The organism is Amphritea sp. GJ51-11 (assembly GCF_055808735.1).
In genome coordinates, this window is sequence record NZ_CM147881.1 from 4552901 (window position 1) to 4569215 (window position 16315).

Consider the following 16315-nt stretch of genomic DNA (forward strand, 5'->3'; position numbering starts at 1 on the left):
CCTTTTTCCGTTATTAGTAAGAGCAAATGATAACGGCTCACAAACCGAGAAAATTCCTTCGGTTTGGTTGAATTTTTCAGGTGTAGATGCTGGGGAACTTAGATGGCTTACTCATATACTGAAAAGAAACGCATCCGTAAAGACTTCGGAAAGCTGCCGGAAGCGATGGATGTGCCATATCTATTGGCAATCCAGTTGGATTCTTATTTCAAATTCCTGCAACAGGGTGCTGATTCTTCAGACCGCAAAGATGTCGGACTGCATGCTGCTTTCAGTTCCGTATTCCCGATCGTTTCCTATTCCGGAAATGCCGCATTGGAATATGTAGGTTACCGTCTGGGCGAGCCGGTTTTTGACGTTAAAGAATGCCAGATGCGTGGTATTACTTATGCGGCACCACTGCGCGTAAGAGTCCGCCTGGTAATCTATGATCGCGATTCTTCAAATAAAGCGATCAAAGATATTAAAGAACAAGAAGTATACATGGGCGAAATGCCGCTGATGACCGACAACGGTACATTCGTTGTAAACGGTACTGAGCGTGTAATCGTATCTCAGCTGCACCGTTCGCCAGGTGTATTCTTCGACCATGATAAGGGCAAAACACACTCTTCTGGGAAGCTGCTGTATTCTGCTCGTGTCATTCCTTACCGTGGTTCATGGTTGGACTTCGAGTTTGATCCTAAAGATAGCCTGTTTGTACGTATTGACCGTCGTCGTAAGCTGCCGGCCACTATTTTACTGCGCGCGCTGGGTTATACCACTGAAGAGATCCTCGAAACCTTCTTTGATAATACGGAGTGGGTACTGAGCGCAGATGATATTCTGATGACGCTAGTACCAACACGCCTACGTGGTGAAACGGCTACCTTTGATATTAAAGATAGTAGCGGCAATGTGCTGGTTGAATCTGGCCGTCGTGTTACACCACGTCATATCCGTCAGCTCGAAAAAGATAATATTACCCAGCTAGAAGTGCCTGTTGAATATCTGCTAGGTAAAGTATTAGCAAAAGATATTATCGATCCGACGACCGGTGAATTGCTGTGCGAAGGCAACAGCGAGATCACTGAAGAAGTGCTCGAGTTGATGCGCAGCCGTGATGTGACAGCATTTGAAACGCTGTACACCAATGAGCTGGATTGTGGTCCATTTATATCTGATACCTTGCGTATCGATACGACCCGCAATCAGTTGGAAGCGTTGGTAGAAATTTACCGCATGATGCGCCCTGGCGAGCCGCCAACCAAAGAATCTGCTGAGAACCTGTTCGAGAACTTGTTCTTCGCTGAAGAGCGTTACGACCTGTCAGCTGTTGGTCGGATGAAGTTCAACCGTCGTCTGAATCGTGATGACGAAGTCGGTTCTGGTGTGCTGGATAAAGAAGATATCCTCGCGGTGATGAAAACCCTGATCGATATTCGTAACGGTAAGGGTGTTGTCGATGATATCGATCACCTGGGTAACCGTCGTATTCGTTCTGTTGGTGAGATGGCCGAAAACCAGTTCCGTGTTGGTCTGGTACGTGTTGAGCGTGCGGTACGCGAACGTTTGAGCATGGCTGAATCCGATAACCTGATGCCTCAGGATCTGATTAACGCTAAGCCTGTTGCTGCAGCCGTGAAAGAGTTCTTCGGTTCATCTCAGCTGTCTCAGTTTATGGACCAGAACAACCCGCTGTCAGAAGTCACCCACAAGCGTCGTGTATCGGCATTGGGGCCTGGCGGTCTGACTCGTGAACGTGCTGGCTTTGAAGTACGTGACGTACACCCAACCCACTATGGTCGTGTATGTCCAATCGAAACACCTGAAGGACCGAACATCGGTCTGATCAACTCATTGGCAACCTATGCCCGCACTAACGATTACGGCTTCCTTGAAAGCCCCTACCGTAAAGTGATCGATGGTCAGGTAACTGATGAGATTGAATACCTATCGGCGATTGAAGAAGGGCGTCATGTTATCGCTCAGGCTTCTGCTGGTATGGATGAAAATCGCAAACTAACCGATGAGTTGGTTGCGGTACGTCATGAAAATGAATTTACCGTTATGCCGCCGGAAAAAGTTACCTACATGGATGTATCTCCACGTCAGGTAGTATCGGTTGCGGCGGCACTGATTCCGTTCCTTGAACACGATGACGCGAACCGCGCATTAATGGGATCAAACATGCAGCGTCAGGCTGTACCGACATTACGTGCTGATAAGCCGTTGGTTGGTACTGGTATGGAGCGTTATGTTGCCCGTGACTCCGGTGTTTGTGTAACGGCTAAGCGTGGCGGTGTGATTGAAGCCGTTGATGCGGCCCGTATTGTTGTCCGTGTTAATGACGAAGAAACCGCGGCGGGTGAAGCGGGTGTAGATATCTACAACCTGACTAAATACACCCGTTCTAACCAGAACACCTGTATTAACCAGCGCTCGATTGTGAGCCAAGGTGAGCAGGTTCAGCGTGGCGATATCATGGCTGACGGTCCGTCCGTTGACTTGGGTGAGCTGGCGCTGGGGCAGAATATGCGTATCGCATTTATGCCTTGGAATGGTTACAACTTCGAAGACTCGATTTTGATCTCCGAACGTGTTGTACAGGAAGACCGCTTCACGACTATCCATATTCAGGAACTGACCTGTGTGGCCCGTGATACCAAGTTGGGTTCTGAAGAGATTACTTCAGATATTCCAAACGTGGGTGAGTCTGCACTGGCGAAACTGGATGAAGCCGGTATCGTACACATCGGTGCTGAAGTAGGCCCTGGCGACATTCTGGTTGGTAAAGTAACGCCTAAGGGTGAAACTCAGCTGACGCCAGAAGAGAAGCTGCTACGTGCTATCTTCGGTGAGAAAGCGTCCGACGTTAAAGATACTTCGCTGCGTGTTAAGACCGGCACCATCGGTAAAGTTATCGATGTACAGGTATTTACCCGTGACGGCGTGCCTAAAGATGAGCGGGCTGTCTCTATTGAGCAATCTGAACTGAATCGTATCCGTAAGGATTTGAACGAAGAGTTCCGCATTGTTGAACAGGCAACCTTTGAACGTCTTGAGCGTGCCTTGTGTGGTCTTAAAGCTGAAGGTGGTGCAAACTTCCAGAAAGGCGAAGAGATTACCTCTGCTGCGTTGGCTGAACTGAAGAAATCTGACTGGTTCAAGATTCGTGTTGCTGATGAGTCAGCACAGGAAATGCTTGAAAAAGCTCAAGAGCAGCTGGAAGAAAGCCGCGTTGAGTTGGATGCTAAGTTCGAAGACAAGAAGAACAAGCTACAAACCGGTGATGACCTCGCACCAGGCGTACTGAAGATTGTTAAGGTTTATGTGGCCACTAAGCGCCGCGTACAACCGGGTGACAAGATGGCAGGACGTCACGGTAACAAGGGTGTTATCTCCGTTATCATGCCGGTTGAAGATATGCCGTATGATGAAAACGGCGAGACGGTTGATATCGTCTTGAACCCTCTGGGTGTACCGTCACGGATGAACGTAGGTCAGGTTCTTGAGACTCATATGGGTATGGCGGCCAAAGGTTTGGGCGTTAAGATCAATGCAATGCTGCAAGCAGAGCGTGATCGTCTAGAGACCGTTAAAGAGCTGCGCGAATTCCTTGACCGTATCTACAACAGCGAACTGGGTGGCTATAAGTCAGGCCGTCACGAAGATATCGACTCTCTGAGCGATGACGAAGTGATGGAGCTGGCGAAGAACCTGAAAGGCGGTGTACCGCTGGCAACCGCAGTATTTGACGGTGCGAAAGAAGCGGAAGTTAAAGAGCTGCTGCGTATGGCAGATCTGAGCGACACTGGCCAGTTCACCCTGTTTGATGGTCGTTCCGGTGATCAGTTTAGCCGTCCAGTAACCGTTGGTTACATGTACATGCTGAAACTTAACCACCTGGTTGATGACAAGATGCACGCACGTTCTACCGGCTCTTACAGCCTGGTTACTCAGCAGCCGCTGGGTGGTAAGGCGCAGTTCGGTGGTCAGCGATTCGGTGAGATGGAAGTGTGGGCACTGGAAGCATACGGTGCGGCTTACACCTTGCAGGAAATGTTGACGGTTAAATCCGATGACGTGAATGGCCGTACGAAGATGTATAAGAACATCGTCGATGGCGATCATCGTATGGAACCGGGCATGCCAGAGTCGTTTAACGTGCTGGTGAAAGAGATCCGCTCGCTGGGTATCGACATCGAGCTGGAATCCGAGTAACCCTTTAACAGATAGTTTACTGCGCAGCTGATTAACCGCTGCGTGGTCAACTCCCCCGAGGAGCTGAAAGAAATGAAAGATTTACTAAATCTGTTGAAATCCCAGGGACAGAACGACGAGTTTGACTCGATCCGTATCGGTCTGGCATCACCTGAGATGATTCGTTCTTGGTCTTTTGGTGAAGTTAAAAAGCCAGAAACCATTAACTACCGTACGTTTAAGCCTGAGCGTGATGGTCTGTTCTGTGCCAAGATCTTTGGTCCAGTAAAAGACTATGAGTGTTTGTGTGGCAAGTACAAGCGTCTCAAGCATCGTGGTGTAATCTGTGAGAAGTGTGGCGTTGAAGTTGCACTGGCTAAAGTTCGTCGTGAACGTATGGGTCACATCGAGCTGGCATCGCCTGTTGCACACATTTGGTTTTTGAAGTCTCTGCCATCCCGTATCGGTTTGATGCTGGATATGACCCTGCGTGATATTGAGCGGGTCCTGTACTTCGAATCATTTGTCGTTATTGATCCAGGTATGACAACGCTTGAGCGTGGTCAGTTGATGAATGACGAACAGTACTTTGAAGCGCTAGAAGAGTTTGGCGATGACTTTGATGCCCGTATGGGTGCTGAAGCGATCCAAGAGCTGCTGAAGTCGATCGATCTTGTAGAAGAGATCGAGGTGATGCGTGAAGAGCTGCCAGCGACGAATTCTGAAACTAAAATTAAGAAGCTGTCTAAGCGTCTTAAATTGTTGGAAGGTTTCCATCTGTCAGGCAATAAGCCTGAGTGGATGATTTTCCAAGTTCTGCCGGTTCTGCCGCCAGATCTGCGTCCATTGGTACCGCTGGATGGTGGTCGTTTTGCGACATCTGATCTGAACGATCTGTACCGTCGAGTGATTAACCGTAACAACCGTTTGAAGCGTCTGCTTGATCTGAGTGCTCCGGATATCATCGTACGTAACGAAAAACGTATGTTGCAAGAATCTGTTGATGCGCTGCTAGATAACGGTCGTCGCGGTCGTGCTATCACCGGCTCTAACAAGCGCCCACTGAAATCCTTGGCTGATATGATCAAGGGTAAGCAGGGTCGTTTCCGTCAGAACTTGCTGGGTAAACGAGTCGACTACTCTGGTCGTTCGGTTATCGTGGTTGGTCCATACTTGCGTTTGCATCAGTGTGGTCTGCCTAAGAAAATGGCGCTGGAGCTGTTCAAACCATTCATCTTCTCTAAGCTAGAGCTACGCGGTTATGCAACCACGATTAAAGCCGCTAAGAAGATGGTTGAGCGTGAAGAGTCGCTAGTTTGGGATATCTTGGATGAAGTTATCCGCGAACATCCGATCATGCTTAACCGGGCACCTACGCTTCACCGTTTGGGTATTCAGGCATTTGAACCTGTACTGATCGAAGGTAAAGCGATTCAGCTGCACCCATTGGTCTGTGCTGCTTACAACGCCGACTTTGACGGTGACCAGATGGCGGTACACGTACCGTTGACTATCGAAGCGCAGCTAGAAGCCCGCGCCCTGATGATGTCAACCAACAACGTACTGTCACCTGCCAACGGTGAGCCAATCATCGTACCTTCTCAGGACGTGGTCTTGGGTCTGTACTGGATGACCCGTGATCGTATTAACGCTCAGGGTGAAGGCACTATCTTTGCTGATATCAAAGAAGTTCAGCGCGCTTACGGTGCTAAGCAGGTCGATCTGCAGGCACGGGTGAAAGTACGTATTAGCGAGACAATTCGCGACATCGAAGGTAACGAAGAACATATCACCAGCATCAAAGAGACGACCGTTGGTCGTGCTATGTTGTTTGATATCGTGCCAACTGGTTTGCCATTTGAACTGGTAAACCAAGCGATGACGAAGAAAGCGATTTCGCGTCTGATCAACACGGCTTACCGTATCGTTGGTTTGAAAGATACGGTTATCTTTGCTGACCAAGTGATGTACATGGGCTTCCGTCAGGCAACTGTTTCCGGTTCTTCTATTGGTGTTAACGACTTCGTTATCCCGGATGAGAAAGTCGATATCATCACCTCAGCTGATACTGAAGTGAAAGAGATCGAGATGCAGTATGCCGACGGTCTGGTTACCCAAGGCGAGAAATACAACAAGGTTATCGATATCTGGTCTCGTGCCAACGAGATTCTTGCTAAGAAGATGATGGATAACCTGAAGAAGGAAGAAGTCCTTAACCGTGATGGTGAGCTAGTCGCTCAGGATTCTTTCAACTCAGTTTATATGATGGCCGACTCCGGTGCTCGGGGTAGTGCTGCACAGATTCGTCAGTTGGCGGGTATGCGTGGTCTGATGGCGAAGCCGGATGGCTCCATCATCGAAACGCCAATCACCGCAAACTTCCGTGAAGGTTTGAACGTACTTCAGTACTTCATCTCAACTCACGGTGCGCGTAAAGGTTTGGCGGATACCGCACTGAAAACAGCGAACTCCGGTTATCTGACGCGTCGTCTCGTAGACGTTTCTCAGGATCTGGTTATCACTGAAGAAGACTGTGGTACTGAAGAAGGTCTGGTCATGCAGCCGCTGATTGAAGGCGGTGATGTTGTGGTCGGCCTGGGCTACCGTATTCTGGGTCGTACTATCGCGAAAGATGTGATGGATCCAACCGGTAAAGAAGTCTTGATCGAAGCCGGTACCCTGATCGACGAGGCGTGGGTTAAGCGTCTTGACGATGAGCAGCGCTTCTCGTCTATCGATGAAGTAGTTGTGCGTAGTGCGATTACCTGTGAAACAGCCTTCGGTCTGTGTTCTAAGTGTTATGGTCGTGACTTGGGTCGTGGTCATCGGGTTAACCCTGGTGAGGCAGTGGGTGTTATTGCTGCTCAGTCTATCGGTGAGCCGGGTACACAGCTGACCATGCGTACCTTCCACATCGGTGGTGCGGCATCACGGGCAGCAGCTGTCGATAGCGTACAGATTAAGAACTCCGGTGAGATCCGGATGCATAACCTGAAATCTGTTGAAAAAGCAGATGGTTCACTGGTAGCCACCTCTCGTTCCGGCGAGCTGGGTGTAACCGATGAGCACGGTCGTGAGCGTGAGCGTTATAAGCTGCCTTACGGTTCTGTGATTAAGGTTAAAGATGGCGATCGTGTTGAAGCCGGCGCTATTGTGGCTAACTGGGATCCGCATACCCACCCAATCATCTCTGAGGTGGCGGGTAAGCTTGAGTTTGTTGGTATTGATGACGGTATTACCGTTAAACAACAAACTGATGAACTGACCGGTTTGTCGACTATCGAAATTCTGGACCCGGCAGTACGTCCAGCGGCGGGTAAAGATATCCGTCCGATGATTCGTTTGGTTGATGCCGCTACGGGTGATGACTTGTTCCATCCGGGTACCGATTCGGCAGCACAGTATCTGTTGCCTGCGAAAGCGATTCTGAACCTGAGCAATGGTGCAGAAGTGGGTATCGGTGATGTATTGGCGCGTATTCCACAGGAAGGTTCTGTGAACAAGGATATCACCGGTGGTCTGCCACGGGTTGCTGACTTGTTTGAAGCGCGTAAACCGAAAGAGTCGTCTATCCTGGCGGAAATCTCCGGTACCATTACCTTCGGTAAAGAAACCAAAGGTAAGAAGCGTTTGGTCATCTCACCACAGAATGCAGATCCAATTGAGATCATGATTCCTAAGTGGCGTAACCTGAACGTATTTGAAGGTGAAGTTGTACAGAAAGGTGAAGTCATCTCCGATGGCCCATCTAACTCCCATGATATCTTGCGTATCAAGGGTGTGGCTGAACTGGCGAAGTATATTACCTCTGAAATCCAAGACGTTTACCGTCTCCAGGGTGTAGGCATCAACGATAAGCACATCGAAGTTATTGTGCGTCAGATGCTGCGTAAGGTTGATATTACCGCGAGTGGTGATAGTTCGTTCATCAACGGTGAACAGGCTGAATACCACAAGGTTATCGCTGAGAACAAAGCACTGGAAGCAGAAGGCAAGATTCCGGCTAAGTACGATCGTGTACTGCTGGGTATCACCAAAGCCTCTCTGGCCACAGAATCCTTTATCTCTGCGGCATCGTTCCAGGAAACAACGCGAGTACTGACCGAAGGTGCAGTGTGCGGTAAGAAAGATTATCTGCGCGGCCTGAAGGAAAACGTTGTTGTTGGACGATTGATTCCAGCCGGTACTGGTTTGGCTTATCACAAAGCGCGTAAGCGTAAAGCTCAGAAAGTTGATGATAACGTCACTGTTAGCGCAGAAGACGTTCAATTGGCACTGACTGAAGCGTTGAACCAGGCAGCGATGCCTGATTCAGAATAATGAGCTGTGGGCAGGGCTAAATTCGTTTTAGGCCTGTCATCAGAGCTCATAGTGGGTAATTTTCCTTTAGATGCTAATAAAGATCTAAAAAGAATTGCCTAATATCTGGTCGAATATTGACCTGATGGGCCGAGATTGAGTACAATCTCGGCCCTTTCGTGACAGGAGTGAAAAAAATCCTGTTTTTTTGGTGCTTAAATAAAGCGTGGAGTTTGCTTAATGGCAACTATTAACCAGCTGGTGCGACAGCCGCGCAAGCGTAAAGTGGTAAAGAGTGATGTACCTGCATTGCAGGCTTGTCCTCAACGCCGCGGCGTTTGTACCCGCGTCTATACAACAACCCCTAAGAAACCGAACTCAGCATTGCGTAAAGTATGTCGTGTTCGTTTGACTAACGGATTCGAGGTTACTTCCTACATCGGTGGTGAAGGTCATAACCTACAGGAGCACTCCGTTGTTCTGATTCGTGGCGGTCGTGTAAAAGACTTACCGGGTGTTCGTTACCACACAGTACGTGGCGCACTGGATACCAGTGGCGTTAACGACCGTAAACAAGGTCGTTCTAAGTACGGTACCAAGCGTCCTAAGTCTTAATTGTTTCCGGGACGGCGACAGAAGTCCGGCACTGACTGTGCAAACAGTCCGCTATACAACTAGAGCTAGACCGCAAGCAATAAGAGTAAGGTCAGGTATCAATTCCTGAAATAACCTGAAGACCTGTAGATAAAGGGGCTTATCATGCCAAGAAGAAGAGTTGCGGCAAAACGTGAAATCCTGCCGGATCCTAAATTCGGTAACATTACACTGGCAAAATTTACTAACCACCTGATGATCAGTGGTAAGAAATCTGTTGCTGAGAAGATCGTTTACGGTGCGCTGGATAAAATCAGTGAGCGCACGGGTGAAGATCCAATCGAATCATTCAACAAAGCACTTGAGGCTATCCAGCCAATGGTCGAGGTTAAATCTCGCCGTGTGGGTGGTGCTACCTATCAGGTGCCTGTAGAAGTTCGTCCATCACGTCGTATGGCTCTTGCTATGCGTTGGTTGGTTGATGCTTCTCGTAAGCGTGGTGAAAAATCCATGGCATTGCGTCTGGCCGGTGAAATCGGTGATGCAGTAGAAGGCCGTGGTGCAGCTGTGAAGAAACGTGAAGACGTTCACCGCATGGCTGAAGCGAACAAAGCATTCGCTCACTACCGCTTCTAAGTCTCTGAGGATTGAGTTTTGGCTCGTAAAACGCCTATTGACCGATACCGTAATATCGGTATCTGTGCCCATGTTGATGCTGGTAAAACAACGACCACCGAGCGTGTGTTGTTCTATACCGGCATGTCTCATAAAATCGGTGAAGTACACGATGGCGCGGCGACCATGGACTGGATGGAGCAGGAACAGGAGCGTGGTATTACTATCACCTCCGCTGCGACAACCTGTTTCTGGAGCGGCATGAGTAAACAGTTTGAGCAGCATCGCGTCAATATTATCGATACTCCGGGGCACGTTGACTTCACCATTGAAGTTGAGCGTTCTCTGCGGGTGCTTGATGGTGCTGTTGTGGTGTTGTGTGCGTCGTCCGGTGTTCAGCCTCAAACTGAGACCGTATGGCGTCAGGCGGATAAGTATGAAGTGCCGCGCATGGTTTTCGTCAACAAGATGGACCGCGCTGGTGCCGACTTCTTCATGGTCAAAGAGCAGTTGAAGGAGCGCCTGGGTGCAACCGCTGTGCCGATTAACTTTCCGATCGGTGCTGAGGAAGACTTTAACGGTGTTGTCGATCTGATCCGCATGAAAGCCATTATGTGGAATGAAGCTGATCAGGGGATGACTTACGAGCTTTACGATATCCCGGCCGAGCTGCAAGAACAAGCTGAAGAACTGCGTGAGCAGATGATTGAAGCGGCAGCAGAAGCATCCGATGAGCTGATGGACAAGTACCTCGAAGGAGGTGAGTTGTCCAATGAAGAGATCAAAGCAGGTCTGCGTCAACGCACCCTCGGCAACGACCTTGTTCTCATGCAGGCGGGTTCTGCATTTAAGAACAAGGGCGTACAGGCGATGCTTGATGCCGTTATTGAGTATATGCCCTCGCCGATAGAAGTTAAGGCAATTGAGGGTACGCTGGATGACGATGAGACGCTTGAAACTCGTGAAGCGGATGATTCTGCACCTTTTGCAGCGCTGGCCTTTAAGATTGCGACTGATCCATTCGTGGGTACCCTGACGTTTGTGCGGGTGTATTCAGGTGTGCTGGCTTCCGGTGACAGTGTTGTTAATACTGTTAAAGGGAAGAAAGAGCGCGTCGGACGGATGGTGCAGATGCACGCGAACAACCGTGAAGAGATTAAAGAGGTTCGCGCTGGCGATATCGCTGCTCTGATCGGCATGAAAGATGTTACGACCGGAGATACTCTGTGCTCTCCAGATCATAAGATCATTCTAGAGCGTATGGAGTTTCCTGAGCCGGTAATTTCGGTGGCCGTTGAGCCTCGATCTCAGGCAGACCAGGAAAAAATGGGTATCGCGCTGGGCAAGCTTGCTCAGGAAGATCCCTCTTTCCGGGTGGCAACTGATCCTGAAACCGGTCAGACAATTATCTCTGGTATGGGCGAATTGCACCTGGATATTCTGGTGGATCGCATGAAGCGTGAATTTAGCGTGGAAGCGAACATTGGTAAGCCGCAGGTAGCCTATCGCGAGAAAATCCGTCAGTCTGTCGATGCAAACCATAAGTTTATTCGTCAGTCTGGTGGTCGTGGCCAATATGGTCATGTGGTCATTGAGTTTAGTCCCTCTGAAAATGAAGGGCTGGAGTTTATCAATGAGATTGTTGGTGGTGCGATTCCTAAGGAATACATCCCTGCGATTGAGAAGGGCATCGAAGAGCAGATGAAAAACGGCGTTATTGCCGGCTATCCGCTCATCGGCCTGAAGGCTCGTCTACATGACGGGTCTTACCATGAAGTTGACTCTAACGAGATGGCGTTTAAAATTGCTGCCTCGCAGGCGCTTAAGAAGTTTGCACAGGATGCGAGTCCTTGTCTGCTTGAGCCCGTGATGAAGGTGGAAGTTGTAACGCCCGAAGATTACATGGGTGACGTGATGGGTGACCTGAACCGTCGACGTGGTCTGGTTCAGGGTATGGAAGATTGCAGCTCAGGTAAGATAATCAATGCTCAGGTTCCACTGGGCGAGATGTTTGGTTATGCTACCGACCTGCGTTCGGCTACTCAGGGTCGTGCAACCTACTCAATGGAATTCTTTGATTATGCCGAGGCGTCGGACAACGTCGCTCAAGCGGTAATCAATGCAAGATAATTTGCCCAATATATTAATGAGGAATTAATCGTGGCTAAAGAACAATTTGAACGTAATAAACCGCACGTTAACGTTGGTACAATCGGCCACGTTGACCACGGTAAAACAACTCTGACGGCAGCACTGACCCGTGTATGTGCAGAAGTTTTCGGTGGTAAAGCTGTTGCATTCGACGGTATCGATAATGCTCCAGAAGAGCGTGAGCGTGGTATCACTATCGCGACTTCTCACGTTGAGTATGACTCTACTATTCGTCACTATGCACACGTAGACTGCCCAGGACACGCCGATTATGTTAAAAACATGATCACCGGTGCTGCTCAGATGGACGGTGCTATTCTGGTTTGTGGCGCGACTGATGGCCCTATGCCTCAGACTCGTGAGCACATCCTGCTGTCTCGTCAGGTTGGTGTGCCTTACATCATCGTATTCCTGAACAAAGCAGACTTGCTGGCTGAAGATTGCGGCGGCGTTGATTCTGAAGAATACGCTGAAATGCTGGAACTGGTTGAGATGGAGCTGCGTGAGCTGCTTGATACTTACGACTTCCCAGGTGATGACACACCAATCATTGCCGGTTCTGCACTGATGGCGCTGAACGGCGAAGATGACAACGAGCTGGGTACAACTGCTGTACGTAAGCTGGTTGAAGCGCTGGATTCTTACATTCCAGAGCCGGAGCGTGCTATCGATCAGCCATTCCTGATGCCTATCGAGGACGTATTCTCAATCTCTGGTCGTGGTACTGTAGTAACAGGCCGTGTTGAGCGTGGTATCGTTAAGACAGGTGAAGAGATTCAAATCATCGGTATTCGCGAAACGCAAACAACTACCTGTACTGGTGTTGAGATGTTCCGTAAGCTGCTTGACGAAGGTCGTGCAGGTGAGAACATTGGTGCGCTGCTGCGTGGTACTAAGCGTGATGACGTAGAACGTGGTCAAGTACTGGCTAAGCCAGGTACTATCACTCCTCACACTCGTTTCGAAGGTGAAGTATACGTACTGTCAAAAGATGAAGGCGGTCGTCACACACCATTCTTCAAAGGTTACCGTCCACAGTTCTACTTCCGTACAACTGACATCACCGGTGCTTGCGAGCTTCCAGAAGGCGTTGAAATGGTAATGCCAGGCGATAACATCAAAATGGATGTTACCCTGATCAACCCAATCGCAATGGAAGAAGGTCTGCGCTTCGCGATCCGTGAAGGCGGCCGTACTGTTGGTGCTGGCGTTGTAGCTAAAATCATCGAATAATCTTCGTTGATGTAAAAAAGGCTCCTTCGGGAGCCTTTTTTTGTGGTTTTTTATTTTTTGATATGGCCGGGGTTGAGTATTAAAAGATTCTGTACGCCCATATCAAGCATTACATCATCAATTCTGGCGTAACGAAGTTTTGCTTGGGAAGTTTTGCTTGGATTGATGCCCTTATTCGTGCCCGCAAATGATCGAATAGATGATCTCCTGGTTGTTTCGCCTCATTGTTTTGTTTAAGTGGCGATTTTATGTCTGCTTTTTGTTGCGTAAGTGCTGTTGCTATTGAATGTCGCTAAAGGCGGGCTGTTTAATTTGTAAACAATACAGGCTTGACTTGGGGGTATAGGGTAAGTAGAATGCGCTACCCCGTTAAATGGGGTTAGGTGGCGAAAGCCTTTTTTTAATTCTAGGAATTGTGGTCAAATGCAAAACCAGAAAATCAGAATCCGTCTGAAGGCTTTTGATCATCGCCTGATTGACTCTTCCGCTCAGGAGATCGTTGAGACTGCTAAGCGGACAGGTGCTCAGGTGCATGGTCCGATCCCGCTTCCTACTCGCAAAGAGCGTTTTACAGTTCTGATCTCTCCTCACGTGAACAAAGATGCACGTGACCAATATGAGATCCGTACTCACAAACGCGTTCTAGACATCGTTGAACCAACAGAAAAAACTGTTGATGCACTGATGAAGCTAGATCTTGCTGCGGGTGTTGAAGTGCAAATTAGCTTAGGCTAATTAGACGATTGCGTAGATGAGTAAATCTACGTGTGGAATGCCTTTTAGGCAGCCATAGCGGGTTTTAGCCCCGTACACAACTGGCAATGTGAGGTTTATAAAATGTCTGTATCTTTAATCGGACGTAAAGCAGGTATGACTCGTGTCTTCACTGAAGACGGCGTGTCTGTGCCAGTCACTGTCATCGAGGTGGAACCGAACCGCGTAACACAGGTTAAGACCGAAGAAACTGATGGTTATTCTGCTGTGCAGGTAACTGTAGGTTCTCGTCGTGCTAGCCGCGTTACTAAGGCCGCTGCAGGTCACTTTGCGAAAGCAGAGACCGAAGCAGGTCGTGGTTTGTGGGAGTTCCGTCTGTCAGGTGACGAAGAAGTAAATGTTGGTGATCAACTGACTGTTGAACGCTTTGAAGCGGGTCAGAAAATTGATGTAACCGGTCAATCCAAAGGTAAAGGTTTTCAGGGCGGTATTAAGCGCTGGAACTTCTCCATGCAGGATGCGACACACGGTAACTCTCTTTCTCATCGTGCTCCTGGTTCTATTGGTCAGTGTCAAACTCCTGGTCGCGTGTGGAAAGGTAAGAAGATGGCAGGGCACATGGGTGCTGAACGTGTAACCGTTCAATCCCTAGAAGTTGTTCGCATCGATGCCGAGCGCAATCTGCTGTTAGTGAAAGGTGCTGTACCTGGTGCTACTGGCGGCGACGTAATCGTTAAATCAGCTGTTAAAGCTGGTGCCTGAGGGGGTTTGAAATGAATCTGAATCTTGCAGGAGCTGGAGGAAGCGTAGAAGTTTCCGATCTAGCATTTGGTAAAGAATTCAATGAATCACTGGTTCATCAGGTTGTTACGGCATACCTGGCCGGTGGTCGTCAAGGCACCAAGGCTCAGAAAAACCGCGCCGCTGTAAGCGGTGGTGGTGCTAAGCCATGGCGTCAAAAAGGTACTGGCCGTGCACGTGCCGGTACTATTCGTAGTCCTTTGTGGCGTACAGGTGGCGTAACATTCGCTGCTCAGCCGCGTGACCACGCTCAAAAAGTTAACAAGAAAATGTATCGCGCTGCGATGCGTTGCATCTTGTCTGAGCTGGTACGTCAGGAGCGTTTGGTTGTTGTTGATAACTTCCAAGTCGACGCGCCTAAGACTAAGCAGTTCGTCGCTAAGCTCGCTGAGCTTGAGCTGACTAACGCGCTGTTGATCACAGAAGACGTAGAGCAGAATCTGTATCTAGCCGCACGCAACGTACCACACGTTGACGTTCGTGATGCAGCTGGCATCGATCCTGTCAGCCTGGTTGGTTTTGAGAAGGTTGTTGTGACTGTTGCTGCTCTCAAGAAAATTGAGGAGGCGTTAGCATGAACGAAGGACGCATCTATCAAGTACTGCTAGGCCCGCATATCTCTGAGAAAGCAACAATTGTTGCTGAAGGTTCTCAGCAGGTTGTATTCCGCGTCTCAGCTGATGCAACTAAGCCTGAAATCAAGAAGGCTGTTGAGCAGTTGTTCGACGTAAAAGTAACTGGCGTGAACGTTGTTAACGTTAAGGGCAAAACCAAGCGCACTCAGCGCGGTATGGGTAAGCGCTCTGACGTTCGTAAGGCATATGTATGTCTGGCAGACGGTCACGACATCGACTTTATCGATGGCGAATAAGAGGGGTTTGAATTATGGCTATTGTTAAATCTAAACCGACCTCCGCTGGGCGCCGTCATGTAGTTAAGGTGACTACACCTGATCTGCACAAGGGTAAGCCACACGCTGCTCTGGTCGAAAAGAAAAGCAAAACCGGTGGTCGTAACACCTATGGTCGCATTACGACTCGTCACATTGGTGGCGGTCATAAGCAACATTACCGTGTTATTGATTTCCGTCGCAACAAGCTGGATATCCCTGCTACCGTTGAGCGTCTGGAATATGATCCAAACCGCTCCGCGCACATCGCTCTGCTGATGTACGCTGACGGTGAGCGTCGCTACATTATCGCCCCTAAAGGCGTTAAGGCTGGTGATTCTCTGATATCTGGTCAGAATGCTGATATTAAACCAGGTAACTGTTTGCCACTGCGTAACATCCCTGTCGGTAGCGTTATTCACTGTATCGAGATGAAACCAGGTAAGGGTGCTCAAATTGCACGTTCTGCTGGTACTTCCGCACAGTTGATTGCTCGTGAAGGTGCTCATGCAACTTTGCGTCTGCGTTCAGGCGAAATGCGTAAAGTGTTGGTTGACTGCTGCGCGACACTGGGTGAGGTCGGTAATTCCGAGCACTCTCTACGTCGTCTAGGTAAAGCTGGTGCTACGCGCTGGCGTGGTGTTCGTCCTACCGTTCGTGGTGTGGCGATGAACCCAGTCGATCACCCACATGGTGGTGGTGAAGGTCGTACATCTGGTGGTCGTCATCCTGTGACACCATGGGGCGTACCGACTAAAGGTAAGAAAACTCGTTCGAATAAGCGTACCGATAAGATGATCGTACGCCGTCGTCAAGCGAAATAATCAGAGGATACAG

General features: G+C 49.2%; 11 protein-coding genes. All 11 read left to right on the top strand.

The window, feature by feature from the left end; genetic code table 11:
* Positions 1–102 precede the first annotated feature (102 nt).
* The 11 genes from rpoB to rplB all read left to right on the top strand — a co-directional run bounded on the left by rpoB (position 103) and on the right by rplB (position 16302).
* The gene (gene rpoB / locus AC0L4K_RS20630) at positions 103–4203 is read left to right on the top strand and encodes a DNA-directed RNA polymerase subunit beta (protein ID WP_473267728.1); all 4101 of its coding nucleotides are present in this window, start codon (positions 103–105) and stop codon (positions 4201–4203) included.
* A gap of 72 nt (positions 4204–4275) precedes the next feature.
* Complete coding sequence (gene rpoC, locus AC0L4K_RS20635) at positions 4276–8502, top strand: DNA-directed RNA polymerase subunit beta' (RefSeq protein WP_473267730.1); 4227 nt, start codon at positions 4276–4278, stop codon at positions 8500–8502.
* Between the two features lie 219 nt (positions 8503–8721).
* Positions 8722–9096: a 30S ribosomal protein S12 gene (rpsL, locus tag AC0L4K_RS20640; RefSeq protein ID WP_126159333.1), complete on the top strand. Its 375-nt coding sequence runs from the start codon at positions 8722–8724 to the stop codon at positions 9094–9096.
* 144 nt (positions 9097–9240) lie between these two features.
* The gene (rpsG, locus tag AC0L4K_RS20645) at positions 9241–9711 is read left to right on the top strand and encodes a 30S ribosomal protein S7 (RefSeq protein WP_126159334.1); all 471 of its coding nucleotides are present in this window, start codon (positions 9241–9243) and stop codon (positions 9709–9711) included.
* Between the two features lie 18 nt (positions 9712–9729).
* Entirely contained in the window at positions 9730–11820 is a 2091-nt protein-coding gene (fusA, locus tag AC0L4K_RS20650) for an elongation factor G (protein WP_473267731.1), read from the top strand.
* 30 nt (positions 11821–11850) lie between these two features.
* Entirely contained in the window at positions 11851–13074 is a 1224-nt protein-coding gene (gene tuf / locus AC0L4K_RS20655) for an elongation factor Tu (RefSeq protein ID WP_473267722.1), read from the top strand.
* Positions 13075–13497: 423 nt separating this feature from the next.
* Positions 13498–13809 carry a 30S ribosomal protein S10 gene (gene rpsJ / locus AC0L4K_RS20660; protein WP_036511965.1) on the top strand — a complete coding sequence of 104 codons (312 nt, stop codon included), beginning with the start codon at positions 13498–13500 and terminating at the stop codon, positions 13807–13809.
* 102 nt (positions 13810–13911) lie between these two features.
* Entirely contained in the window at positions 13912–14550 is a 639-nt protein-coding gene (rplC, locus tag AC0L4K_RS20665; RefSeq protein ID WP_303580328.1) for a 50S ribosomal protein L3, read from the top strand.
* An 11-nt stretch (positions 14551–14561) separates the two neighbouring features.
* Positions 14562–15167 (top strand): 50S ribosomal protein L4, encoded by a 606-nt coding sequence (gene rplD / locus AC0L4K_RS20670; RefSeq protein WP_417227725.1) that lies wholly within the window; start codon positions 14562–14564, stop codon positions 15165–15167.
* A complete protein-coding gene (rplW, locus tag AC0L4K_RS20675; protein WP_124927543.1) occupies positions 15164–15460 on the top strand; it encodes a 50S ribosomal protein L23 in 297 nt (98 codons plus the stop codon). The genes rplD and rplW overlap by 4 nt, the downstream gene beginning before the upstream one ends.
* Positions 15461–15474: 14 nt before the next feature.
* The gene (gene rplB, locus AC0L4K_RS20680; RefSeq protein ID WP_417227724.1) at positions 15475–16302 is read left to right on the top strand and encodes a 50S ribosomal protein L2; all 828 of its coding nucleotides are present in this window, start codon (positions 15475–15477) and stop codon (positions 16300–16302) included.
* The last annotated feature ends 13 nt before the right edge of the window (positions 16303–16315 follow it).

Coding starts and splice junctions, on each gene's coding strand:
- rplW (WP_124927543.1), top strand. CDS start 15,164: ATGAACGAAGGACGCATCTATCAAGTACTGCTAGGCCCGCATATCTCT.
- rpsG (WP_126159334.1), top strand. CDS start 9,241: ATGCCAAGAAGAAGAGTTGCGGCAAAACGTGAAATCCTGCCGGATCCT.
- rpoC (WP_473267730.1), top strand. CDS start 4,276: ATGAAAGATTTACTAAATCTGTTGAAATCCCAGGGACAGAACGACGAG.
- rpoB (WP_473267728.1), top strand. CDS start 103: ATGGCTTACTCATATACTGAAAAGAAACGCATCCGTAAAGACTTCGGA.
- rplB (WP_417227724.1), top strand. CDS start 15,475: ATGGCTATTGTTAAATCTAAACCGACCTCCGCTGGGCGCCGTCATGTA.
- rpsL (WP_126159333.1), top strand. CDS start 8,722: ATGGCAACTATTAACCAGCTGGTGCGACAGCCGCGCAAGCGTAAAGTG.
- rpsJ (WP_036511965.1), top strand. CDS start 13,498: ATGCAAAACCAGAAAATCAGAATCCGTCTGAAGGCTTTTGATCATCGC.
- rplC (WP_303580328.1), top strand. CDS start 13,912: ATGTCTGTATCTTTAATCGGACGTAAAGCAGGTATGACTCGTGTCTTC.
- rplD (WP_417227725.1), top strand. CDS start 14,562: ATGAATCTGAATCTTGCAGGAGCTGGAGGAAGCGTAGAAGTTTCCGAT.